The following is a 20,185-nucleotide window of genomic DNA, read 5'->3' as shown; positions in this document are numbered from 1 at the left end:
TGGTTAGTGTCAGACGACTGAGCAGCCGCTGCGCATCCCTGCGCGGCGGCTGTATCATTTGGCGGCGTTTGTGCTGGCGTGACGCGCCTGGTGATGCTGGACTGGGAAGACGTGGATGCCCGTCACAAGCACGGGCATGACGGCGCGCGGGATGAACCAGATTTCGGCCGGGCTTGAGCGGGGCTTCAGCGGGGCCGTTCGTGCCGGCTTCAGTGTCGCAGCAAGGTTTTTCTGCGCTGATCCACATCGCCTAAAGTCGAATATGACAATATATTGATGTTCAACAGGGCCGCAGCTATGCGCTCTGCACAAAGCATAAAGCTTCCGGAGGAATATCCATGCGTCGTACTCTCTCCCGCTGCCTCAGCCGCAGCCTCGCCTCGGCGGCCGTGCTCGGTCTTGCCCTTGCGGCGCAGGTCAGCGCCTCCTCGGCCAAGGATCTCGAGCGCCCGGTCGGCATCGCCGTGCTCAATGACAAATCGTCGGTGTTCGCCGACCCAGGCGGCATTGGCTCGGTGTGGGCCGCCGAACTGGCGATCGAGGATTTTGGCGGCAAGGTTGGCGGCCATCCGGTGAAGCTGCTGGCGCCTGACCACCAGAACAAGGCTGACATCGGCGCCTCGCTCGCCCGCCAGATGTATGACCGCGAAAACATCGACGCGCTGTTCGACATCGGCAATTCGGCGATCTCGCTCGCCGTCAACGACATCGCCCGCGAGCGCGGCAAGGTCGTGGTTCACACCGGCTCGGCCACCGCTGACGTGTTCGGCAAGGCCTGCGCCCCCACCTCGGCCATGTGGCTGTATGACACCTATTCGCTGGCCAAGGGCCTCGGCAAATCCGTCGTCGACCAGGGCGGCAAGACCTGGTACTTCCTGACCGCCGACTACGCCTTCGGCCACGCCATGCAGGCCGCCGTCACCAAGGTGGTAGAGGCTGCCGGCGGCAAGGTGCTCGGCTCGGTGCGGCATCCAGTCGGCGTCATGGATTATTCGTCGTTCCTGATGCAGGCCCAGGCCTCGGGCGCCAATATCGTCGCCTTCGCCAACGCCTCGGGCGACACCGTCAACAGCCTGAAGCAGGCCCGCGAGTTCCAGGTCGGCCAGGGCGACCAGAAGCTCGGCGTGCTGATCTTCTATCTCACCTCGGTGCATTCGCTCGGCGCTGAAGCGCTGCAGGGCGTGCAGTATTTGTCCGGTTATTACTGGGACAAGGACGACGAGAGCCGCGCTTTCGCCAAGCGTTATGAGGCCAAGTCGGGCGGCAAGAAGCCGGACCACAATCACGTCGCCGTCTACAGCGCCGTCAAGCACTATCTGAAATCGGTCGAGGCCACTGGCTCGCTCGACGGCAAGACCGTCATGCGCGACATGAAGTCGAAGCCGCTGGACGACGTGTTCTCGCGCGGCGCCACCATCCGTCCGGATGGCCGCCTGATGAACGACATGCTGCTGGTCGAGGTGAAGAAGCCGGACGAGGTCAAGACCCCCTGGGATCTGGTGAAGATCAAGCAGGTGGTGAAGGCCGAGGACATCATGCGCCCGATCTCCGAGGGCAATTGCACCCAGCTCGACCCGGCGCCTGAAGCGGCGACCGAAAAGAAGTAAGCGTTAAAATACGGCGGCCTTTCAGCGTGGGGATCACGATGAAAAGCCTGCCCTGGCTACCGCAGTCCCCATATAGGGACTGCGCACATCAGACGCTTCTGGCACAATAGCCCACGTCCGGCGCTCCTGCGCAGACCATGTCAGCAGCTACGTTGACCAGTCGCGAGGTGGAGATCACAGCGCAGGACAGCGCCACAGGCCGCCCGTTTACGCATACCAGCGGGCCGCCAGAGGAGGACCAGACAATGACCAACAACACGTCGCCGATGCTCCGTGTTGTCTCATTGAACAGGTCCACCCATGCCGCAATTTCTCTCTCTTTCCTCTGTCGCCGCGCGCACGCCTGACGGGCGCGTCCTGTTTCATGACCTGACGCTGCTGGTCGGCGTCGAGCGCATCGGCCTGGTTGGGCGCAACGGCTCCGGCAAATCGACCCTGTTGCGCATCATGGCCGGGGATCTGCCGCCATGGCAGGGCGAGATCAGCCGCCATGGCTCGGTTGGATTGCTGGCGCAGGAGGCGCCGCCGCAATGGTCGGTGGCCGACGCACTGGGCGTTTCTGAGGCTTGCGAAGCCATGGCGCGCATTGTTGCGGGCCATGGCGCGCCAGCTGATTTCGCCCTCGCCGACTGGGAGCTTGAAGCGCGCATCGACAGGGCGCTGGCCAGGGTGCGCCTCCATGGCCTGTCTCTGCAGCGCCGCATGGGCGAGCTGTCGGGCGGGGAGCGGGCGCGTGTCAGCATCGCCCGCCTCTATGTGGAGGCGCCCGATCTCATTCTGCTCGATGAGCCCACCAACAATCTCGACGCCGCGGGCCGCGAAGCGGTCATGTCCCTGATCGCCGACTGGCGCGGCGGCGTGGTCATCGCCAGCCACGACCGGACGTTACTGCAAGGCGTCGACAGCATTGCCGAATTGGCTCACGACGCCGTGCGCCGGTTCGGCGGCGGCTGGGACGCCTTCGCCGCAGCGCGCGACATGGCGCGCGAGCGCGCCGCGAAACAGGTGGAACAGGCGGAAACGGCGTGCAGGGCGGCCCAGCGCGAGGCCCAGGCGCGCCGCGAGGCCCTCGACAAGCGGGCGAGCGCAGGCCGCGCCTGGGCGGCGAACTCCTCCGAACCACGCCACGTCCTCACCGCAATGGCGCGCCAGGCGGAGGTGACGCGCGCGAAAGACACCGCGTTCCGCCAGCAGAAGATCGGTCTGGCGCAGGAGGCGCTGGCTGAAGCCCGGGCCCAGGTGGCGATCATCACACCGCTGACCATCGCCCTGCCGCCAACCCACATGCCGTCGAAGGCGCTGGCGCTGAGCATCCAGGACGTGACGGCGCAGCGCGGCCACCGGCGCTTTGGCCCGTGGTCCCTGCTGGCGCATGGTCCGGAACGGATCGCCGTGACGGGGCCCAATGGCGCCGGAAAAACCACCCTGCTCCGCCTCGTCGCCGGCCTCGACGCGCCCAGTTCCGGCGAAATCTGGCGACGCGAGGGGCCGATTGCGTTTCTGGACCAGCATATGGCCTTGCTGGACCCGGAGCGCAGCATCCTCGCCAATCTCAGGGCGCGTCACCCTGGATTGCGCGATGAAGCGGCCCATGCCATCTGCGCGCGCTTCGCCTTCCGCAATCGCGACGCCCAGCGTCTGGTGGGAACGCTCTCCGGCGGCGAGCGGCTGCGGGCAGGCCTCGCGGTCGCCTTCTCGGGTCCGCAGCCGCCGTGGCTACTGATCCTCGATGAGCCGACCAATCACCTCGACATTGAGTCGTGTGAGATTCTCGAAGACGCCCTGCGCCAGTTTGACGGCGCCCTGCTGGCGGCCAGCCACGACGCAGCCTTCCTTGCGCGTATCGGCATTGAACGCGCGTTTAGCGTAGAGGGTCCGGCCTAAATGGGGGGCAAGCGCTGTCGCGACCGGCAATTGCGCCGTCATGCCCGTGCCCGTCACGGGTATTCACGTCTGGCGTGGCTGATGTCGAGCGCGCGTAACGCGTGGATCCCCGTGACAAGCACGGGGATGACGGGGGAGGATTGCCGTTTGGGCAGGAAGCGTGCGGGAGGCTGTCAGACTTTACGCGGTCAGGCGCAGGAGACCCGCGTCAACATGCGGGGCTGCAAGCGCTGTCGCGACAGGCAATTTCGCCGTCATCCCCGTGCTTGTCACGGGCATCCACGTCTGGCGTGGCTGATGTCGAGCGCGCGTAACGCGTGGATCCCCGTGACAGGCACGGGGATGACGGGGGAGCGGCGGCCTCGCGGCGCCCTCCCCCGTGCGGCGCCTCAGACCTGGGCGCCGCTCTTCATCAGCTTGTAGATGATGGAATCCACCAGCGCCTGGAAGGAGGCGTCGATGATATTGGCGCTGACGCCGACGGTGGTCCAGCTGTCGCCGGTTTCGTCGCCGCTCTCGATCAGGACGCGGGTCACCGCATCGGTGCCGCCCTGGAAGACGCGCACCTTGAAGTCGCGCAGGCCGAGGCCCTGGATCAGCGGCTGGTATTTGCCGAGGTCCTTGCGCAGCGCCACGTCGAGGGCGTTGACCGGGCCATTGCCTTCGGCCGCCGAGATCAGCTCCTCATCGCCAACCCGCACCTTGACCACGGCCTGGGTGACGGTGATCAGATCGCCGACGGCGTTGAACCTGCGCTCGACATTGACGCTGAAACGCTCGATGTCGAAGAAGGCCGGGACTTCGCCAAGAACGCGGCGGGCCAGCAGATAGAACGAAGCGTCGGCGCCCTCATAGGCGTAGCCGCACGCCTCTTTTTCCTTCACCACCTCAAGCAGCCGGCCGATGCGGCGATCGTCCTTGTCGAGGTTGATGCCGACCCGCTCCAGCTCGGCGAGAATGTTAGACTTGCCAGCCTGCAGCGACACCAGCAGGCGGCGGGCGTTGCCGACCGTCTCTGGCGCGACGTGCTCATAGGTGCGCGGATCCTTGAGCACCGCAGAGGCGTGAATGCCCGCCTTGGTGGCGAAGGCGCTGGCCCCGACATAAGGCGCATGCCGGTTGGGGGCGCGATTGAGGATCTCATCGAGGGCGCGCGAGGCGTGGGTCAGCGTCGTCAGCCCCTCCTGCGTTACGCCCAATTGCAGCGTAGAAGCGTAAGGCTCCTTCAGCATCAGCGTCGGGATCAGCGAAACCAGATTGGCGTTGCCGCAGCGCTCGCCAAGCCCATTGAGCGTGCCCTGAATCTGACGTGCGCCGGCGCGGACGGCGGCCAAAGCGTTGGCCACGGCGCAGCCGGTGTCGTCATGGGGGTGGATGCCGACATGGGCGCCGGGGATGTGCTGCACCACCTCGCCGACAATCTTCTCCACCTCGTCGGGCAGCGTGCCGCCATTGGTGTCGCACAGCACCACCCAGCGGGCGCCGGCGGCATAGGCCTCTTTGGCGCAGGCGAGCGCGTAGTCCGGATTGGCCTTGTAGCCGTCGAAGAAGTGCTCGCAGTCCAGCATCACCTCGCGGCCAGTGGCCCTGGCGGTGGCGATGCTGTCGCGGATGCCTTCGAGATTGTCGTCAAGCGAGATCTCCAGCGCCACATGCACCTGGTAGTCCCAGCTCTTGGCCACGAAGCAGATGGCGTCGGCCTTACTGTCGAGCAGCGCCGCCACGCCCGGATCATTGGCCGCCGAGCGCCCCGCCCGCTTGGTCATGCCAAAAGCGGTGAAGATGGCGTTTTTGGTGCGCTTTTCCTGGAAGAACTCGGTGTCGGTCGGGTTGGCGCCCGGATAGCCGCCCTCGACATAATCCACGCCGAGCCGGTCGAGCATCGCGGCGATCTGGCGCTTGTCGTCGACCGAAAAGTCCACCCCGGTGGTCTGGGCGCCGTCGCGCAGCGTGGTGTCAAACAGATACAGACGTTCGCGCGTCATTGCCGTCCCCCGGGCGCAGCCGGTTTGCCGGCGCTGGTCAGTTTCTTGGTCATATGGGTGCGGCCGAGCCAGACGCCGTCGAGGTCGACGGTCTCGCGCCGCTGCTGCTCGAAGCCGAGCTTCTGGAACAGATGGCTGGCGACATCGCTGACATCGGCGCTCAGCGCCTCGGCCCCGCGCGCCCCGGCGAGCTTCTCCAGCGCCCCGAGCAACAGGGCCCCGACGCCCTGATTGGCGGCGGAAGGATGCACAAACAGCATGTCGACATGGTCCTTGCCGCGCAGCGAGGCGAAGCCCAGCGGCGCGCCGCCAGCCACCGCCACCAGCGTCAGATTGCCCGCGAGCCGGGCGGCGAAGGCCGCCTCATCATCAGCTGAGGCCGCCCATGCGTCGCGCTGCGCCTCATCATAATCATCTTCCGCCAGCACATAGATCGCCTCGCGGAAGATCTCCGCGAGGATCGGCGCATCAGCCGGAAGATAGGGGCGCAGCCCGGGGTTAAATGCCTGTCCCATGTCGCCCGCCCTTACTGCCCTGCGGCCCATTCGATGGTGACGCCGCCATCCTTGGCGTCCTTGACCACCGCGCCCATGGCGGCGAGTTCGTCGCGGATACGGTCCGCCTCGGCCCAGTCCTTGCGGGCCCGGGCCTCGGCGCGGGCGGCGACCAGCGCGTTGACGCGCGCCAGCGCCGGATCATCGTCAGCCTCGGAGCGGAATTGCACCAGACCATTGGCGTCGGTCTCGATGCCGATCTTCTTGCGCGCCAGCTCGTCACGGGTCGACTCAAGCAGCCGCCGGTCGCCATTGACCAGCGCCGTGCGCCAGATGCGGCTCATGCTGAAGCCGAACATGCCGGTTTCGGGGCTGAACTGGCCGCAGCCCAGCGGCGCCGCCAGCGCCAGCGGCGCCTTGCGGTCGATCAGGCCGAGGAACGACAGCGCGCGGATCACCTGACCGGCGGCGTCGAGGTCGCTGGTCATGCGGCTGATCTGGCCACGCACCCAGCCGATGGCGCCGGGGGTGTTGAGGTCATCGGCCAGGAAGGCCAAAAATGCGTCCGGCGGGGCGCTGTCGAGATCGCGGATCCAGTTGCGTAAGGTCATGTCGCAGCCGCCGAAGAAGCGGCCCTGCAGGCCGCCGATGGCGCCGGCGATGGTCTCCAGCTCGCTCTGGGCCCGGGCAAGGCGCTTCTCGGTCCAGTCGATCGGCTGGCGGTAATGGGTCTCGAGCATGGCCCAGCGCATCACCGGCCCCGCCCATGGCCCGCCGAACTTGCCGGAGGTCAGCAGGTCGCGGATGGTGACGAAATTTCCAAGCGACTTCGACATCTTCTGGCCTTCGACCTGAAGGAAGCCGTTGTGCAGCCAGTAATTGGCCATGCGCGGCGCATCGAGGGCGCAGCAGGACTGGGCGATCTCGTCTTCATGGTGCGGGAACACCAGATCGATGCCGCCCGCGTGGATATCGAAAATATTGGCGTCGGCGGCCTCGCAGCTGACCCGCCCGGCGAAGCCCTGGATCAGGTGTTTCCACGACATGGCCGAGCACTCAATGTGCCAGCCTGGGCGGCCTTCCACCGCGATGCCGCCCGGCGACGGCCAGCCTGGCTCGCCGGCCTTCGACGGCTTCCACAGCACGAAATCCATCGGATCGCGCTTGTAGGGCGCAACCTCGACCCGGGCGCCCGCCAGCATCTCATCGAGCGTGCGATTGGCCAGCGCGCCATAACGCGGCGCGCCTGGCTTGTCGGCCATCGCCTTGACCGAGAACAGCACGTGGTCTTCGGCCACATAAGCGATGTCACGGGCGATCAGCCGCTCAATCAGGTCGCGCATCTCGACGATGTGCTCGGTGGCGCGCGGTTCGATGAAGCGCGGCGGCGCGCCGTCGACATTGACCTGGTCAGCCATCAGCACGCCAAGAGCGCGAATGTCCTCGTGGAAACGGCGAGCGGTGACCTCGGTCAGATCGCGAATGCTGACGCCGCGCTCGGCGGCGCGGGCGTTAATCTTGTCGTCGACGTCGGTGATGTTGCGGACATAGGTGACCGCGGCCTCGCCATAGATCTGGCGCAGCAGCCGGAACAGCACGTCGAACACGATGATCGGGCGGGCGTTGCCGATATGGGCGTCGTCATAGACCGTGGGGCCACAGGCATACATGCGCACATTGGCCGGATCGATCGGCGCAAACGCGTCCCTGGTGCGCGTCAGCGTGTTGTGCAGCCGCAGAACCGGCGCGCCGGACCGTGCGCGACCCATATCCTGCTCAGTCGGTGCAGACGGTTCCCTGGACACGGACATACCTCTCCAATGGCCGCCGGCCAGGAGATCAATCCGATTTTCAGGTTCTGAAAAGGGGACGGCTCCGGGCCGCGCGGTGCGCTAGCCGGTTATAATGCAGATCGCACAAATAATGCGGGCCATCGTCATGGCGACGTTGTGCGACGGCGCGGGCGCGCCGTCAAGGGCGCCAGGCGGGCCGAGGCGCGCTGGCCAACGAGAGTGGCTGGGCGAGGACTGGGCAAAGGGATGGCCATACCACAAGCTGAAGCCAGATTAGCCGATGGACGATGGGTTCGCGACCAGCAAGGCAGCTTGTCGCCAGGCCAGCGAGGCTGGCGCGGCGCAACGCCAGCGCGCCTCAGCGCGTCGTGGCTGGTGCGCCAGCGCCAGTTCTGGCTGGATCGCGCCGCAAGCAACGCCTGCGGCTGCAACCTTGTGCTTACTTCACCCAGTCAGCGCATTTCACCGGAGCGCCCTGACCGCCCCAGGGCGCGATGGGCACGGCGGCGGTGGCGTTTTGCGGCGAGCCTTCGATCACCCGGTCAGAATAGACAAGATAAACCAAAGTGTTGCGTTTGGCGTCGCAGGCGCGGACGATCTGCATCTTCTTGAAGATCAGCGAGCGCCGCTCCGAGAACACCACCTCACCCTGGGAGAACTTCTCCTTGAAAGCGATCGGGCCGATCTGGTTGCACGACATGGAGATGTCGGACACCTCTTCGGCGACGCCGAGCATGCCCTTGACGCCGCCGCGCTCCGGCAGCGTGTAATGGCAGGCGACGCCCTCCACCACCGGATCGTCGATGCCATAGACGACAAGCTTGTCGTCTGGCGTCATGAATTTCCAGACGGTGGATTTTTTCAGGATGACGTCGGGGCCATCAGCCAGGGCGGCGACTGGCGCAGCGATGCTGGCGACGGCCGCGAGGCCGGCAAGGCCCAACGCCATGGCGCTGCGCCGCCACATCGACGGACCACGCCCGCCCGCCGGATGCGCCGCGCTGATGCCCTGACTGCTCATGCCTGCGTCACTCATAGTGCCTCGCCCTCACATCTGCCCCGCCATGTCTGGCGGTCTGCTCCACACATGGCGATCGTCGCCTGGCAAGGCAAGCGTGGCCTGAGGCGGTGGTGAATGGTGGGGCGACCGCTGTTCGGATGAGCGATGCACCGCGCCCACCCGCCTGTGCGCCCTACTCTCCGCGCGCTTTGCCTGCCCCCTTGCCCGCGCCCTTTGCCCGCCCAATTGCCTGCCCAATTGCCCCAGGCTGAGGCAGGCGCCAGCGCCGATCGGCGACGCGGCGCCCTCTTGATAAGGCGAAGGCAGCCGCATGCCGGGCCAACTGCGGCGTGGAAGTTGGTTTGACCCGCGACGCAACCTGGGACGTGACCCGCGACGTGACCTGGATGCCACGACGGCGGTTGATCCACGCGACATCTGGCGGCAAACCGGTTGATCGCTTGCGATGTGCGGCATTTACGGTGACATAGAGTGGCCCAGCGCACGGGCTGTCGCCGCAATTCGTCGGCAGAAACGGGCGCGGCCCTTTCTACGGGATGATTCGATGCTGTTTCGGCGCCTACCCGCCCTGTTTTCCTGCCCTGCCGACACGCGCGGCGGTGATCGCGCGTCATTGGTCGGCGGCGCCGATTCGGTGGGCGGCGGCGTATGGGCTGGCGCGCGGCCGCTGGCCCGCGCGGCGATGGTTGGCTTCGCCCTGCTGGCCAGCGGCTTCGCCGCCGAGGCGCAGAGCCCGGCCTGCAATCAATATCGCGCCGAACTGCAATCCCTGTCGCGCGGCGACCCTGGCGCCGCCGCCCAGGCCAACGCCATTCGCGGCGAGCTGGGGCGACTGCAAGCCTATCGCTCCCAGCTCGGCTGCGATCGCGGCTTCCTGTTTTTCGGCGACAAGCCGCCGCAATGCGGCCAGATCGACGCGCGGATCCGGCAGTTGCAAGGCGCCTTTGGCGCGGCCCAGGCCCGCGCCCAGGGCGACCCTGGTCGCCGCCAGGCCCTGCTCAACGCCATTGCGCGCTATTGCACGCCAGGCGGTCGTGAGCCGAATTTCTTCGAGCGGCTGTTCGGCGGCGGTCAGGCCGCGCCGCCGCCGCAACAATATGACCAGAACTATGAGATGAACACGCACCAGCAGGCCACCGAAGGCACGGGTCGCTTCGGCGGTTCGCGCGTGGTCTGTGTGCGCGCCTGCGACGGCTTCTTCTTCCCGCTGCCATCCAACCGGCGTGATGGCGCCGAGGACATGTGCCAGGCGCTGTGCCCCAACACCCAGACGCTGGTGTATTTCATGTCGGGCGACGGGGCGATTGAGCGGGCCGGCAATCGCGAGGGCAAGCCCTATACGGAGCTGCCCACCGCCGGGAAGTACAAGAAATCGTTTGATCCCGCCTGCTCGTGCCGCAAGGAAAACGAGAGCTGGACGACGGCGCTGACCCCGGCGGAGAACATGGTCAAATCCGGTCGCGGCGACCTGATTGTGACGGAAGACAAGGCCGAGGAACTGTCGCGACCCAAGGCTGTCGCAGCTGCGCCGGTCGCCCGCGCCAAAAAGCCTGAGCCCGTCGCTGCGTCGGAAAGCGATGAGGAAGGCCCGGTCGATCCGAGCAGCGTGCCGACCGCCTCCAATGAATCGTCAGGCATCGGCCCGCAAACCATCATCGAAGAACAGACGGTGGGCGCCCGCGAGGGCCAGATCCGCGACAGCGTCGGCCAGTCAGGCGAAAAGGCCAAGGTCCGCGTCGTCGCCCCCAATATCTTCGTCGCCCCGGCGCCGCGCTGACAGCGGCGCCATCGGCGCAACGGGAGCCCGCCGATCGGCGGGCTTTTGTTTGGGCTGACGCCAGCTTGCGCCGATGTCCGCGTGTCGCATGGCAACCCCATGGCAGCAGGTCACGCGTTAGCGCGTAGTCCGGACGGGCTGGGCTGCCGCCCGGCTCCTGTCCCGGCACAGTGCCGCCCGATCCGCAATGCGTAGCCAGTATCTGTCGGTGGGGCCGGCCTCAGCCGGCAGTCGTGAGCCGGCGCAGCGTCTCGTCGCGCCCGATCAGCGGCAGCAGCGCCGCCAGCTCGGGGCCGTGTTCGCGGCCGGTCAGCGCCAGCCGCAATGGCATGAACAGCGCCTTGCCCTTGGCGCCCGTCGTCTCGCGGATTGCTGTGGTCCAGGCCTTCCAGGTGTCGCTGTTCCAGTCGCCTTGCGGCAGGCTGGCGATGGCAGCGGCGCGGAAGCCGTCGTCCATGCCGCTGGCGACGGCGCCTTCAGGTCCGGTGGCGATAATGGCGGCCCAGTCGGCGGCCTCGGAGAGGGTGGCGAGATTGCCGCGCACCGTGAGCCAGCCAGCCTCGTTGAGGGCGACGCCCAGCTCCGCCAGCCGTGGCGCTGCGGCTTCCCAGGGCATCTCATGCAACAGCCGGGCGTTGAGGCTGGCCAGTTCGCTCTCGTCGAATTTCGCCGGGGCGCGCGAGATGCCTGACAGATTGACCAGGGCCGCAAGGGCGTCGAGATCGCCGACCGGGCGCACCGCCTCTGACGTGCCGACCAGCACCGCTAGCGACGCCACCGCCATCGGCTCAATGCCCGCCGCGCGCAGGCCGCGGAGCGACAGATGGCCGAGCCGCTTGGACAGGCCCTCGCCGCTGGCGGTGGTCAGCAGATTGTGGTGGCCGAACTGCGGGGCGCTGGCGCCCAACGCCTCAAAAATCTGGATCTGCACCGCGGTATTGGTGACGTGGTCTTCGCCGCGCACTACATGGGTTACGCCCATATCGGCGTCATCGACCACCGATGGCAGGGTGTAGAGAAACGCGCCGTCCTCACGGATCAGCACCGGATCGGACAGTGAGGTGCTCTCGACCCGCACCTCGCCGCGCACCAGATCGGTCCAGTTCACCGGCGCCGGATTGAGCAGGAAGCGCCAGTGCGGCTTGCGGCCTTCCGCCTCCAGCGCGGCGCGGTCAGCCTCCGTGAGCTTCAGCGCCGCGCGGTCGTAAACCGGCGGCAGGCCACGGGCGAGCTGGCGCTTGCGCCGCCGCTCCAGCTCGTCCGCCGTTTCATAGCAGGGATAGAGCCGCCCGGCCTGACGCAGCCGATTGGCCGCAGCCTCATACACATCCATCCGCTGCGACTGGCGAAACTCCTGATCGGCGATGACGCCGAGCCAGGCCAGATCGGCGCGGATCGCTTCGGCATATTCCTCGCGCGAGCGGGCGGCGTCGGTGTCATCGAGGCGCAGGATGAGCTTGCCGCCAGCGCGCCGGGCCATTAGCGCGTTGAGCAGCGCGGTGCGGGCGTTGCCAATGTGCAGATAGCCAGTGGGCGAAGGGGCGAAACGGACGATCATGACAGGTCCTGGCGCGCGGCGCCCAGCCAGCCCACAAGCGTGGGGCGCGGCTGCGGCTTTCCGGGATGGCGGGCTGCGCGCAGCAAGGCGCAGCCGCATGGGCGAAAGCGTCGTTATGCCGGGACGCAGGGGGCAGCGCAACACGCCCTGTTCCGGGCAGTGGCGCGATACGCGATGGGGGCGCGCCATTGCCACGCCTCCGGCGCCATGCTGGAGTGCGCCCTGCAACCAGAGCGCGATCTCGCAAGCCGCGCCGTAGCCCGAGGAAACCATTATGGCCAACGCCGCCGAGGCTCCCCGCACCCTGCTCTCGCTCGCCGGCGCGCCGCCGCAACAGGCGCGGCTGTCGCAGGCGACCCTCGTGACCATCGACGCCCAGAACGAATATCGCTCCGGCGGGCTGCCGCTCAGCCAGATTGACCAGGCTATCAGCCGCCTCGCCCTGCTGCTCAAGCGGGCCCGCGCCGCTGGCGCACCCATCATCCATGTGGCGCAGCTGGGCCGCCCTGGCGGGCTGTTCGATCCGCAGGGGCCTGGCGGGGCGTTTCTGGATGAGGCGAAGCCGCTGGATGGCGAGCGGGTGATCGAGAAGCGCCTGCCCAACGCCTTCACCGGCACCGAGCTGAAGGCGATCCTCGACGCCCATGGCCGGCCGCAGCTGATCATCGCCGGGTTCATGACCCATATGTGCGTCAGCGCCACCGCCCGCTCGGCGCTCGATCACGGCTGCAACAGCTTCGTCGTCGCCGACGCCACCGCCACCCGCGCCCTGCCCGACCCCACCGATTCCAGCGCCATCAGCGCCGCCGACATCCAGCGCGTCGCCCTCGCCGAAATCGCCGACCGCTACGCCGAGGTGGTGCACTCGGACAATATTGGGGCGTGAGGCTCGCGCGGCAGGGATGGGGCCTGTCCGCCGCTACCCCGCGCCGTCATGCCCGTGCCCGTCACGGGCATCCACGCGTTTGCAGCGTGGACAGCAGGCGCGCGTGGGGGGCGTGTGGCGCGTGGGGAAGACACTGCTGCCACGAGAGGTGTTTGCCGCTTGTTCTGCCGGCATCAGGACTGAAGCGTAGCAAGACGTGGATGCCCGTGACGAGCACGGGCATGACGGCGGTGGGGTGGCTTTGGATTGGTTTGGCTGCTTGCGTCTTTGGTGGGCGCCTGCAGCGGGCGCCGGCGGGCGGCTCGGGTGGGGTCTGTTTGAACTCCCTCGCCGTCATGCCCGTGCTCGTCACGGGCATCCACGCGTTTGCAGCGTGGGCAGCAGGTGCGCGTGGGGGGCGTGTGGCGCGTGGGGAAGACGCTTTTGCTGGTAAACGGTTTGCCGCGGTCCTGCCGGCATCAAGACTGAAGCGTAGCAAGACGTGGATGCCCGTGACGAGCACGGGCATGACGGCGGTGGGGTGGGTGGGGATTGGTTTGGCCGCTTGCGTCTTTGGTGGGCGCCTGCAGCTCTCGCCCACGGAACGGAGCGCCTTGTCAGCCAATAAAAAAACCCCGGATCGCTCCGGGGTTTTTCGATTCATTGTCTGGCGCAGAGCGCTATGAGGCTCACTCGGCGGCGGCGGCGCGCTGCTCGGTGAGTTTGCCTTCGCGCTCCTTCTTGAGGCGTTCGGCCACCAGGAAGGCCAGCTCCAGCGCCTGTTCGGCGTTGAGGCGCGGGTCGCAATGGGTGTGGTAGCGATCCGACAGGCCCGCTTCCGAAATCGCCCGGGCGCCGCCGGTGCATTCGGTGACGTCCTTGCCGGTCATCTCCAGATGGATGCCGCCGGCGTAAGAGCCTTCCGCCGCGTGCACGTCGAAGAAGGTCTTCACTTCCGACATGATCAGGTCGAACGGACGGGTCTTGTAGGCGCCAGCCTTGACCGTGTTGCCGTGCATCGGGTCGCACGACCACACCACCTTGCGGCCCTCACGCTCCACCGCGCGCACCAGCGCCGGCAGGTGGTCGCCAGCCTTCTCGGCGCCGAAGCGGCAGATCAGCGTCAGGCGACCCGCCTCGTTCTGCGGGTTGAGCACGTCGATGAGGCGCAGCAGCTCCTCAGCGCCCAGCGACGGGCCGCATTTGACGCCGATCGGGTTCTGCACGCCGCGGAAATATTCCACGTGAGCATGGTCGAGCTGGCGGGTGCGGTCGCCGATCCACAGCATGTGGCCGGAGGTGGCGTACCAGTCGCCGGTGGTGGAATCGACGCGGGTCAGCGCCTGCTCATAGCCGAGCAGTAGCGCCTCATGGCTGGTGTAGAACTCGGTCGACCGCATCTCTGGATGCGTCTCCGGGTCGATGCCGATGGCGCGCATGAAGTCGAGCGCCTCGGTGATGCGGCCAGCCAGCTCCTGGTAGCGGCCCGACTGCGGGCTGTCCTTGACGAAACCCAGCATCCAGCGCTGGACATTGTCCAGATTGGCGTAGCCGCCATTGGCGAAGGCGCGGATCAGGTTCAGCGTCGCCGCCGACTGGCGGTAGGCCATCAGCTGCCGGCGCGGATCCGGCGAGCGGGCGTCCTCGGTGAAGCCGATGTCATTGACGATATCGCCGCGATAGCTCGGCAATTCGACGCCGTCGATGGTCTCGGTGTTGGCCGAGCGCGGCTTGGCGAACTGACCGGCGACGCGGCCGACCTTCACCACCGGCGAGGCGCCGGCAAAGGTGAGCACCACGGCCATCTGCAGGAAGACGCGGAAGAAGTCGCGGATATTATCAGCGCTATGTTCGGCAAAAGCTTCGGCGCAATCGCCGCCCTGAAGCAGAAATGCCTCGCCAGCAGCAACCTTGCCGAGCGCGCGCTTCAGCTGCCGCGCCTCGCCAGCAAAAACCAGCGGCGGAAACGCAGTCAGCTGCTCCTCAACGGCGCCGAGAGCGGCCACGTCGGGATAGGCTGGCATCTGCTGCACTGGCTTCTGGCGCCATGAGGCGGGCGTCCACCGCTCACTCATATTCGTCACTCCCGCAGCGGATGATTTGTGGCTTGCAGCCGCTGCCCTGCCCCCGGGCGAGAAGCCTGGAAGCGGCGCTTATAACGCCGAAGCCGCCAGGAGAGAAGAGGTTTGGTTAAAGCGTGACGCAGGCGCAGCTTTCCCCTGCGCCAGACGCAGGGCCACCCGGCGATTGCGCCGCCCAGGACGCCGCAAACGCCGCGTCATACCAGGATGCGAAGATGCGGACGCATCCGCATCCTGAAATGCTCAGGCGCCGCACGGGCTTGGCCAGAACCCGATGAGTGAAGCTCATCGGGTTCTGATACAAGTGACGGCGCGGACGCGGGTCGCCGCGCGCCCAGTCGCCCATGGCAGGCGCCAGGCCAGCGGCGTCACGGATTGACCGGCGTGCGCATGGTGACCAGCTCCTCCGCCGCCGTTGGGTGGACGGCGATGGTGCGGTCAAAATCCGCCTTGGTGGCGCCCATGGCCACGGCGATGCCCACCGTCTGGATCATCTCGCCAGCGCCCTCGCCAAGGATATGCACGCCCAGCACCCGGTCTGTCGCGCGGTCGACGATGATTTTCATCATCATCCGCTCGTCGCGGCCTGACAGCGTCGCCTTCATTGGCCGGAAGCTGGCCCGGAACAGCAGCACCTCGCCGTGCCGCGCCCGCGCCTCCGCCTCGCTCAGGCCGACTGTGCCCAGTTCGGGCGTCGAGAACACCGCCGTCGGGATCAGGCTGTGGTCAACCTGCCAGGGCTTGTCGCCATAGAAGGTGTCGGCGAAGGCATGTCCCTCGCGAATGGCCACCGGCGTCAGATTGGCCCGGTTGGTGACGTCGCCGACGGCGAAAATCGACGGCGTGCTGGTCTGCGACTGAGCGTTGACGCGAATGGCGCCGCTGGAATCAACCGCCACGCCGGCTTTCTCGAGGCCGAGATTGCGGGTCTTGGGGGCGCGACCGATGGCCAGCAGCACCTGATCCACCTGCACCACAGCGCCGTCGCTCAGGGTGACGTCGAGCCCGGCGTCGCTGCGATCAATACGGGACAGCTCGGTGTTGAGGCGCAGGTCCAGTTCCCTGGCGAGCGCCGTGGCGAGGCCCTCCTGCAGATCCTGATCGAAACCGCGCAACAATTGCGCGCCGCGATGCACCAAAGTGACGGCGCTGCCCATGCCGGCGAAAATGCCGGCGAATTCGACGGCGATATAGCCGGCGCCGACCACCATCACCCGTTTGGGCTGCGCGGCAAGGTCGAGCGCTTCATTGGAGCTGATGGCGTGCTCAATGCCGGGGACATCTGGCAGCGTCACCGGCCAGGCCCCAACGGCCACCAGGATGCGCGCTGCGGTGACCACGCGCCCTTCCGGCAGCAGGCGCACGGCGTTGGGCCCCTCGATCACCGCGCGGGCGGCGACGATCTCAACGCCGGAATTGGCCAGATTGTTGCGATACAGCCCCTCGAGCCGCGTGATCTCGTCATTCTTGCGCGCGATCAGCGTCGCCCAGTCGAACTGGGGGGCGGCGGGCAGCGTCCAGCCGAAGCCAGCGGCGTCCTCAAACTCATGGGCGAAGCGGGAGGCGTAGACCAGCAGCTTCTTCGGCACGCACCCACGGATGACGCAGGTGCCGCCCATGCGGAATTCCTCGGCCAGCATCACCCGTGCGCCATGGCCAGCGGCCACGCGCGCGGCGCGCACGCCGCCCGAGCCGCCGCCAATGACAAACAGGTCAACGTCATATGCGCTCATGATGCGTGCCCTTCCAGCGCGCGGCGCGCGCGATGCTGCGCCGGCGCCTCGCCATAAATCTTCGCGAACCAGACGCCAGCGGCGCCAACAATCGCCACCCACCAGCCCTGCCAGGCGCCGTGGCCAACCTCGGCGATCACCAATATGGACGCGAGGCAGGCCAGCGCCGGGGCCATGCGCTGCGCCGGCAAAAGCCGCGTCGCCCGGCCGAGCCAGAACAGTCCGAGCGCCGCCAGCAGCGCGCCGAGCGCGCCCAGCTCCGACCAGATCTGCAGGAACATGTCATGGGCATGGCCCACCGACAGCAGCGTCCGGTGCTCGGGCGGCACGCGCGCCGCCACCGGAGCGTCGCCCATCCGCGGGCTGGAGCCGAAGCCGACGCCAGCCAGCGGATGGAAGCCCACCACCTCGCCGAAGCTCTGCCAGATCTCGACGCGATCGCGCGCATGCAGCGACTGGATACGGTCTAGCGCCGAATCGGGAATGGCGCGGTGCGCCAGCTCACCTTTCACCGGGGCCAGCGCCAGCGCTACGCCGAGGCCGAGCATCATCACGCCCCACATCAGGCGCGGGGCGAACCGGGCCAGCACATAGGTCAGCAGTCCGCAGACCAGCGCCAGCATCGATGCGCCCGACACGGATTTGAAGGTGGCCGCCGCCATCAGCACCGCGAGGACGCCCATCACCAAATTGCGGCGCGGCATGCCCTCGGACAGCGCCAGCAGCGGCCAGTACAACACCACGAGGCAGATCACCGGCTTGTTGAGCACGAACAACGCGGTACGCGCTCCCAGCGCCTCACGCCACGCCATATTGGTCCATAATTCGAGGCTGACCTCGATGCAGGCGAGGCCAAACAGGCTGGCGGCGACGAAAAACAGCCGCTGGCGCTCAGCCTGGGTGTCCGGCAGGCCGAGGCAGAGGCCTAGCGCCAGCGCCCCGGCGAGCGGCGCAAAGGCCTCGCCAAAGGCGAACAGACCCTGGGTCGGGAACGGATGCCACAGCAGCGACGCCGCCGCCAGCACTGCAAACAGCGGGGCCAGCACGCCCGGCATCGACACGGCGTGGCGCGCCGCCGCATGCGCAATCGCCCCGCCGCGGCCTGCCGCCAGGGCGCCGGCCAACGCCAGCGCGCCCGCCGCCACGATCAGCGCCGCCGACGAGCGCACGGCGAAACTCAGCGCTAACGGCATGGCTGCAAGCACCGCCCAGGCGGCGGCGTCCAGCCGACGGCCTGCTAGGGCAGTGGAGGACTGGGCTTGCACGGAGGCAGTGTCAGCGGAGGCGGTGTCAGACGGCGCCGAGGCCAATGGTCAGGCTCCCCTTGCGGCGCAATGCGCCAGATACAACTGCGCCGGCCCAACGGCCGGCGCGGAAATGCTCATTGTGCCGGGCTCAGAAGCTCTTGCCGCGGGTCCGCAGCTCGTTGCGGATACGCTCGACCACCACGCCCGACAGGGCCTGGCTCCACTCCTGCATGCGCTCGACCATGTCCTGCATGACGCGGGGCTGGGCCTGGACATATTTGACGCCCGCCGGCGACTTGAAGAAGGCGGCGATTTCCTTGAGGTCGGCCTCAGAAATCTGGCTGGCGAAAATCTTAGCCGCCTCGGTCACCATGTCGTCGGCCCTGGCGGTGATCTCCGGCGTGATCTTGACGATGATCTCCTCAACGTCCGCCTTGATCTCCGGCCGGGTCAGCAATTGCTCGCGCACCTGGGCGAACAGGGTCGGCGGCACCGATTCAAACGACCGCGCCAGGCCCGAAGCCTTGACCACCTCGCGGGCCACCGCGATCTGTGCGCTATTGGCGTCGGCGCCCTGGGCGAAAGCTGCGCCGGCAGCCAGCGGCGTGGCGAGCGCAAACAGGCCGATGGCGGCAAGACGGGCAAATCGGTTCATCTCTCTCTCCAGCTCACCAGAACGATTGTCGTTTCGGCCCCAAGGCGGGCGCCCCTCATGACATGCGCGTGCGCCGCTTATGGCGTGCGCGGGCGGCATATATCAGGCCAGCTTGCGATGGCCGCGCAGAATCCCCCCAACCCGCGCGCTTCCTTGCATACGATCATTTTGCCCGGCTCACCACCACATCGCGCGCCATATACAGCGCATCCGGGTCATAACGGCGCGCCGCCGCCTGCAACGCAGCGTCATCGACGGGGGTGAAGCCGCAGCGGCGCCAGAAACGGTCGGCCCCATTGACCGCCACCAGCGCCAATTGGCCAAAGCCGTGGCGGCTGGCCACGGCAAGGGCGGCCTCAACCGCAGCCAGAGCCGCGCCCGAACCGCGCATGGCCGGGGCCAGGGCCAGATCGTGCAAATAATACAGGCTCGGCAGAGCGGGCAGCGCGCCAAGCAGCGTGTTGAGCGACGGCGGCGTCGCCCCGGTCCACGGGTGCGACAGCAGATAGCCCTGCACCACGCCGCTCTGCTCGAGCACCAGGCACCCCTCGCCGAACAGCCCGAGCCGCTCGGCGAACACCGCCGCCTCTTCCGGATAATCCGGGTGGATCAGCGCCGCGAGCTCTTCAACCCGCGCCAGATCAGCGCTGGTCATGGCCCGCCAGCGCCAGTCGGGCGTGGTTGTGGCAGTGTGTGGCGCGCTCATCGCTCGTCTGGTCCCTGGGCTCGGCGGCTCAGATCTCGCCGAGCTCGATCAGGCCCGACGCCGACGCCAGCACGACGCCTGTGGCGAGACCGATGAACAGGCCGTGCTCGACCACGCCGGGGATCGCCACCAGCGCCGCAGCCAGCCCATCCGGATCAGGCAGCACGCCAAAATGGCAGTCGATGATGTAATGGCCGCCATCGGTGACAAAGGTCTTGCCGTCGCGCTGGCGCAACACCAGCTCGCCGCTGCAGCCGGTGCGGGCCGCCGCTGCGGCGATCTGCCGGCGGGTGACCTCGAGGCCGAACGGATTGACTTCGACTGGCAGCGGGAATTTGCCCAGCGTCGCCACCTGCTTGGTGTCATCGGCAATGACGATCATGCGGGCGCTGGCCGAGGCGACGATCTTCTCGCGCAGCAAGGCGCCGCCGCCGCCCTTGACCAGGCGCAGCTGCGGATCCAGCTCATCGGCGCCATCAACTACCAGATCGAGCTCTGGCGTCGCATCCAGCGTCGACATCTCAATGCCCTCGCCTTCGGCCTGGGCCTGGGTGGCCTCCGACGTCGCGACGCAGATCACCTTGAGGCCGGCGCGCACCCGGTCGCCGAGCAATTCCACGAAATGCTTCGCGGTCGAGCCGGTGCCAAGGCCCAGACGCATGCCATCGGTGACCGCCTCAAGGGCGCGGGCGGCGGCCTGCCGCTTCAGATCTTCAGAGCTCATCACGTCCTGTCCCGGGCGCCAGGCGCCCCATGGTCCTCAGGGGCGGCCCCTCTGC

Annotated in this window: 15 protein-coding genes; 4 read left to right on the top strand and 11 right to left on the bottom strand. The window is 67.5% G+C overall.

The window, feature by feature from the left end:
• Window positions 1-338 precede the first annotated feature (338 nt).
• Together AC6A67_RS03155 and AC6A67_RS03150 are read left to right on the top strand one after the other, a co-directional pair.
• Window positions 339-1,607 carry an ABC transporter substrate-binding protein gene (locus AC6A67_RS03155; RefSeq protein WP_498035101.1) on the top strand — a complete coding sequence of 423 codons (1,269 nt, stop codon included), beginning with the start codon at window positions 339-341 and terminating at the stop codon, window positions 1,605-1,607.
• 300 nt (window positions 1,608-1,907) lie between these two features.
• On the top strand, window positions 1,908-3,491 hold the full coding sequence (locus AC6A67_RS03150) for an ABC-F family ATP-binding cassette domain-containing protein (RefSeq protein WP_498035100.1): 1,584 nt from the start codon (window positions 1,908-1,910) through the stop codon (window positions 3,489-3,491).
• A 389-nt stretch (window positions 3,492-3,880) separates the two neighbouring features.
• On the opposite strand, the gene cimA is transcribed toward AC6A67_RS03150, so the two are convergent.
• The 4 genes from cimA to AC6A67_RS03130 form a co-directional block, all read right to left on the bottom strand.
• Complete coding sequence (gene cimA / locus AC6A67_RS03145) at window positions 3,881-5,476, bottom strand: citramalate synthase (RefSeq protein WP_498035099.1); 1,596 nt, start codon at window positions 5,474-5,476, stop codon at window positions 3,881-3,883.
• Window positions 5,473-5,991: a GNAT family N-acetyltransferase gene (locus AC6A67_RS03140; RefSeq protein ID WP_498035098.1), complete on the bottom strand. Its 519-nt coding sequence runs from the start codon at window positions 5,989-5,991 to the stop codon at window positions 5,473-5,475. Before AC6A67_RS03140 ends, cimA begins: the two co-directional genes overlap by 4 nt.
• Before the next feature lie 11 nt (window positions 5,992-6,002).
• Window positions 6,003-7,739 carry a cysteine--tRNA ligase gene (gene cysS, locus AC6A67_RS03135; RefSeq protein WP_498035097.1) on the bottom strand — a complete coding sequence of 579 codons (1,737 nt, stop codon included), beginning with the start codon at window positions 7,737-7,739 and terminating at the stop codon, window positions 6,003-6,005.
• Between the two features lie 463 nt (window positions 7,740-8,202).
• Window positions 8,203-8,730: a CreA family protein gene (locus tag AC6A67_RS03130; RefSeq protein ID WP_498035180.1), complete on the bottom strand. Its 528-nt coding sequence runs from the start codon at window positions 8,728-8,730 to the stop codon at window positions 8,203-8,205.
• Between the two features lie 598 nt (window positions 8,731-9,328).
• Here AC6A67_RS03130 and AC6A67_RS03125 point away from each other — a divergent pair.
• The gene (locus tag AC6A67_RS03125) at window positions 9,329-10,561 is read left to right on the top strand and encodes a DUF2865 domain-containing protein (RefSeq protein WP_498035096.1); all 1,233 of its coding nucleotides are present in this window, start codon (window positions 9,329-9,331) and stop codon (window positions 10,559-10,561) included.
• A gap of 220 nt (window positions 10,562-10,781) precedes the next feature.
• Here the strand turns inward: AC6A67_RS03125 and gltX are convergent, their stop codons facing one another.
• Window positions 10,782-12,119 carry a glutamate--tRNA ligase gene (gene gltX / locus AC6A67_RS03120; RefSeq protein WP_498035095.1) on the bottom strand — a complete coding sequence of 446 codons (1,338 nt, stop codon included), beginning with the start codon at window positions 12,117-12,119 and terminating at the stop codon, window positions 10,782-10,784.
• A 274-nt stretch (window positions 12,120-12,393) separates the two neighbouring features.
• Between gltX and AC6A67_RS03115 the strand changes: the two genes are divergently transcribed.
• Window positions 12,394-13,005 carry a cysteine hydrolase family protein gene (locus tag AC6A67_RS03115; RefSeq protein WP_498035094.1) on the top strand — a complete coding sequence of 204 codons (612 nt, stop codon included), beginning with the start codon at window positions 12,394-12,396 and terminating at the stop codon, window positions 13,003-13,005.
• A gap of 668 nt (window positions 13,006-13,673) precedes the next feature.
• Here AC6A67_RS03115 and AC6A67_RS03110 read toward each other — a convergent pair.
• The 6 genes from AC6A67_RS03110 to rpiA form a co-directional block, all read right to left on the bottom strand.
• Window positions 13,674-15,059 (bottom strand): class II 3-deoxy-7-phosphoheptulonate synthase, encoded by a 1,386-nt coding sequence (locus AC6A67_RS03110; RefSeq protein ID WP_498035093.1) that lies wholly within the window; start codon window positions 15,057-15,059, stop codon window positions 13,674-13,676.
• Window positions 15,060-15,433: 374 nt separating this feature from the next.
• Window positions 15,434-16,798 carry a glutathione-disulfide reductase gene (gene gor / locus AC6A67_RS03105; RefSeq protein ID WP_498035092.1) on the bottom strand — a complete coding sequence of 455 codons (1,365 nt, stop codon included), beginning with the start codon at window positions 16,796-16,798 and terminating at the stop codon, window positions 15,434-15,436.
• Entirely contained in the window at window positions 16,795-17,991 is a 1,197-nt protein-coding gene (locus AC6A67_RS03100; RefSeq protein WP_498035091.1) for an O-antigen ligase family protein, read from the bottom strand. The genes gor and AC6A67_RS03100 overlap by 4 nt, the downstream gene beginning before the upstream one ends.
• A gap of 202 nt (window positions 17,992-18,193) precedes the next feature.
• Window positions 18,194-18,700: a DUF2059 domain-containing protein gene (locus AC6A67_RS03095; protein WP_498035090.1), complete on the bottom strand. Its 507-nt coding sequence runs from the start codon at window positions 18,698-18,700 to the stop codon at window positions 18,194-18,196.
• A 163-nt stretch (window positions 18,701-18,863) separates the two neighbouring features.
• Window positions 18,864-19,355 (bottom strand): GNAT family N-acetyltransferase, encoded by a 492-nt coding sequence (locus tag AC6A67_RS03090; RefSeq protein WP_498035089.1) that lies wholly within the window; start codon window positions 19,353-19,355, stop codon window positions 18,864-18,866.
• 79 nt (window positions 19,356-19,434) lie between these two features.
• On the bottom strand, window positions 19,435-20,130 hold the full coding sequence (gene rpiA / locus AC6A67_RS03085; protein ID WP_498035088.1) for a ribose-5-phosphate isomerase RpiA: 696 nt from the start codon (window positions 20,128-20,130) through the stop codon (window positions 19,435-19,437).
• Window positions 20,131-20,185: the final 55 nt, after the last annotated feature.

The sequence above is a fragment of the Camelimonas sp. FR25 genome, assembly GCF_059740505.1.
This window is presented reverse-complemented; position numbering and strand designations above follow the sequence as displayed.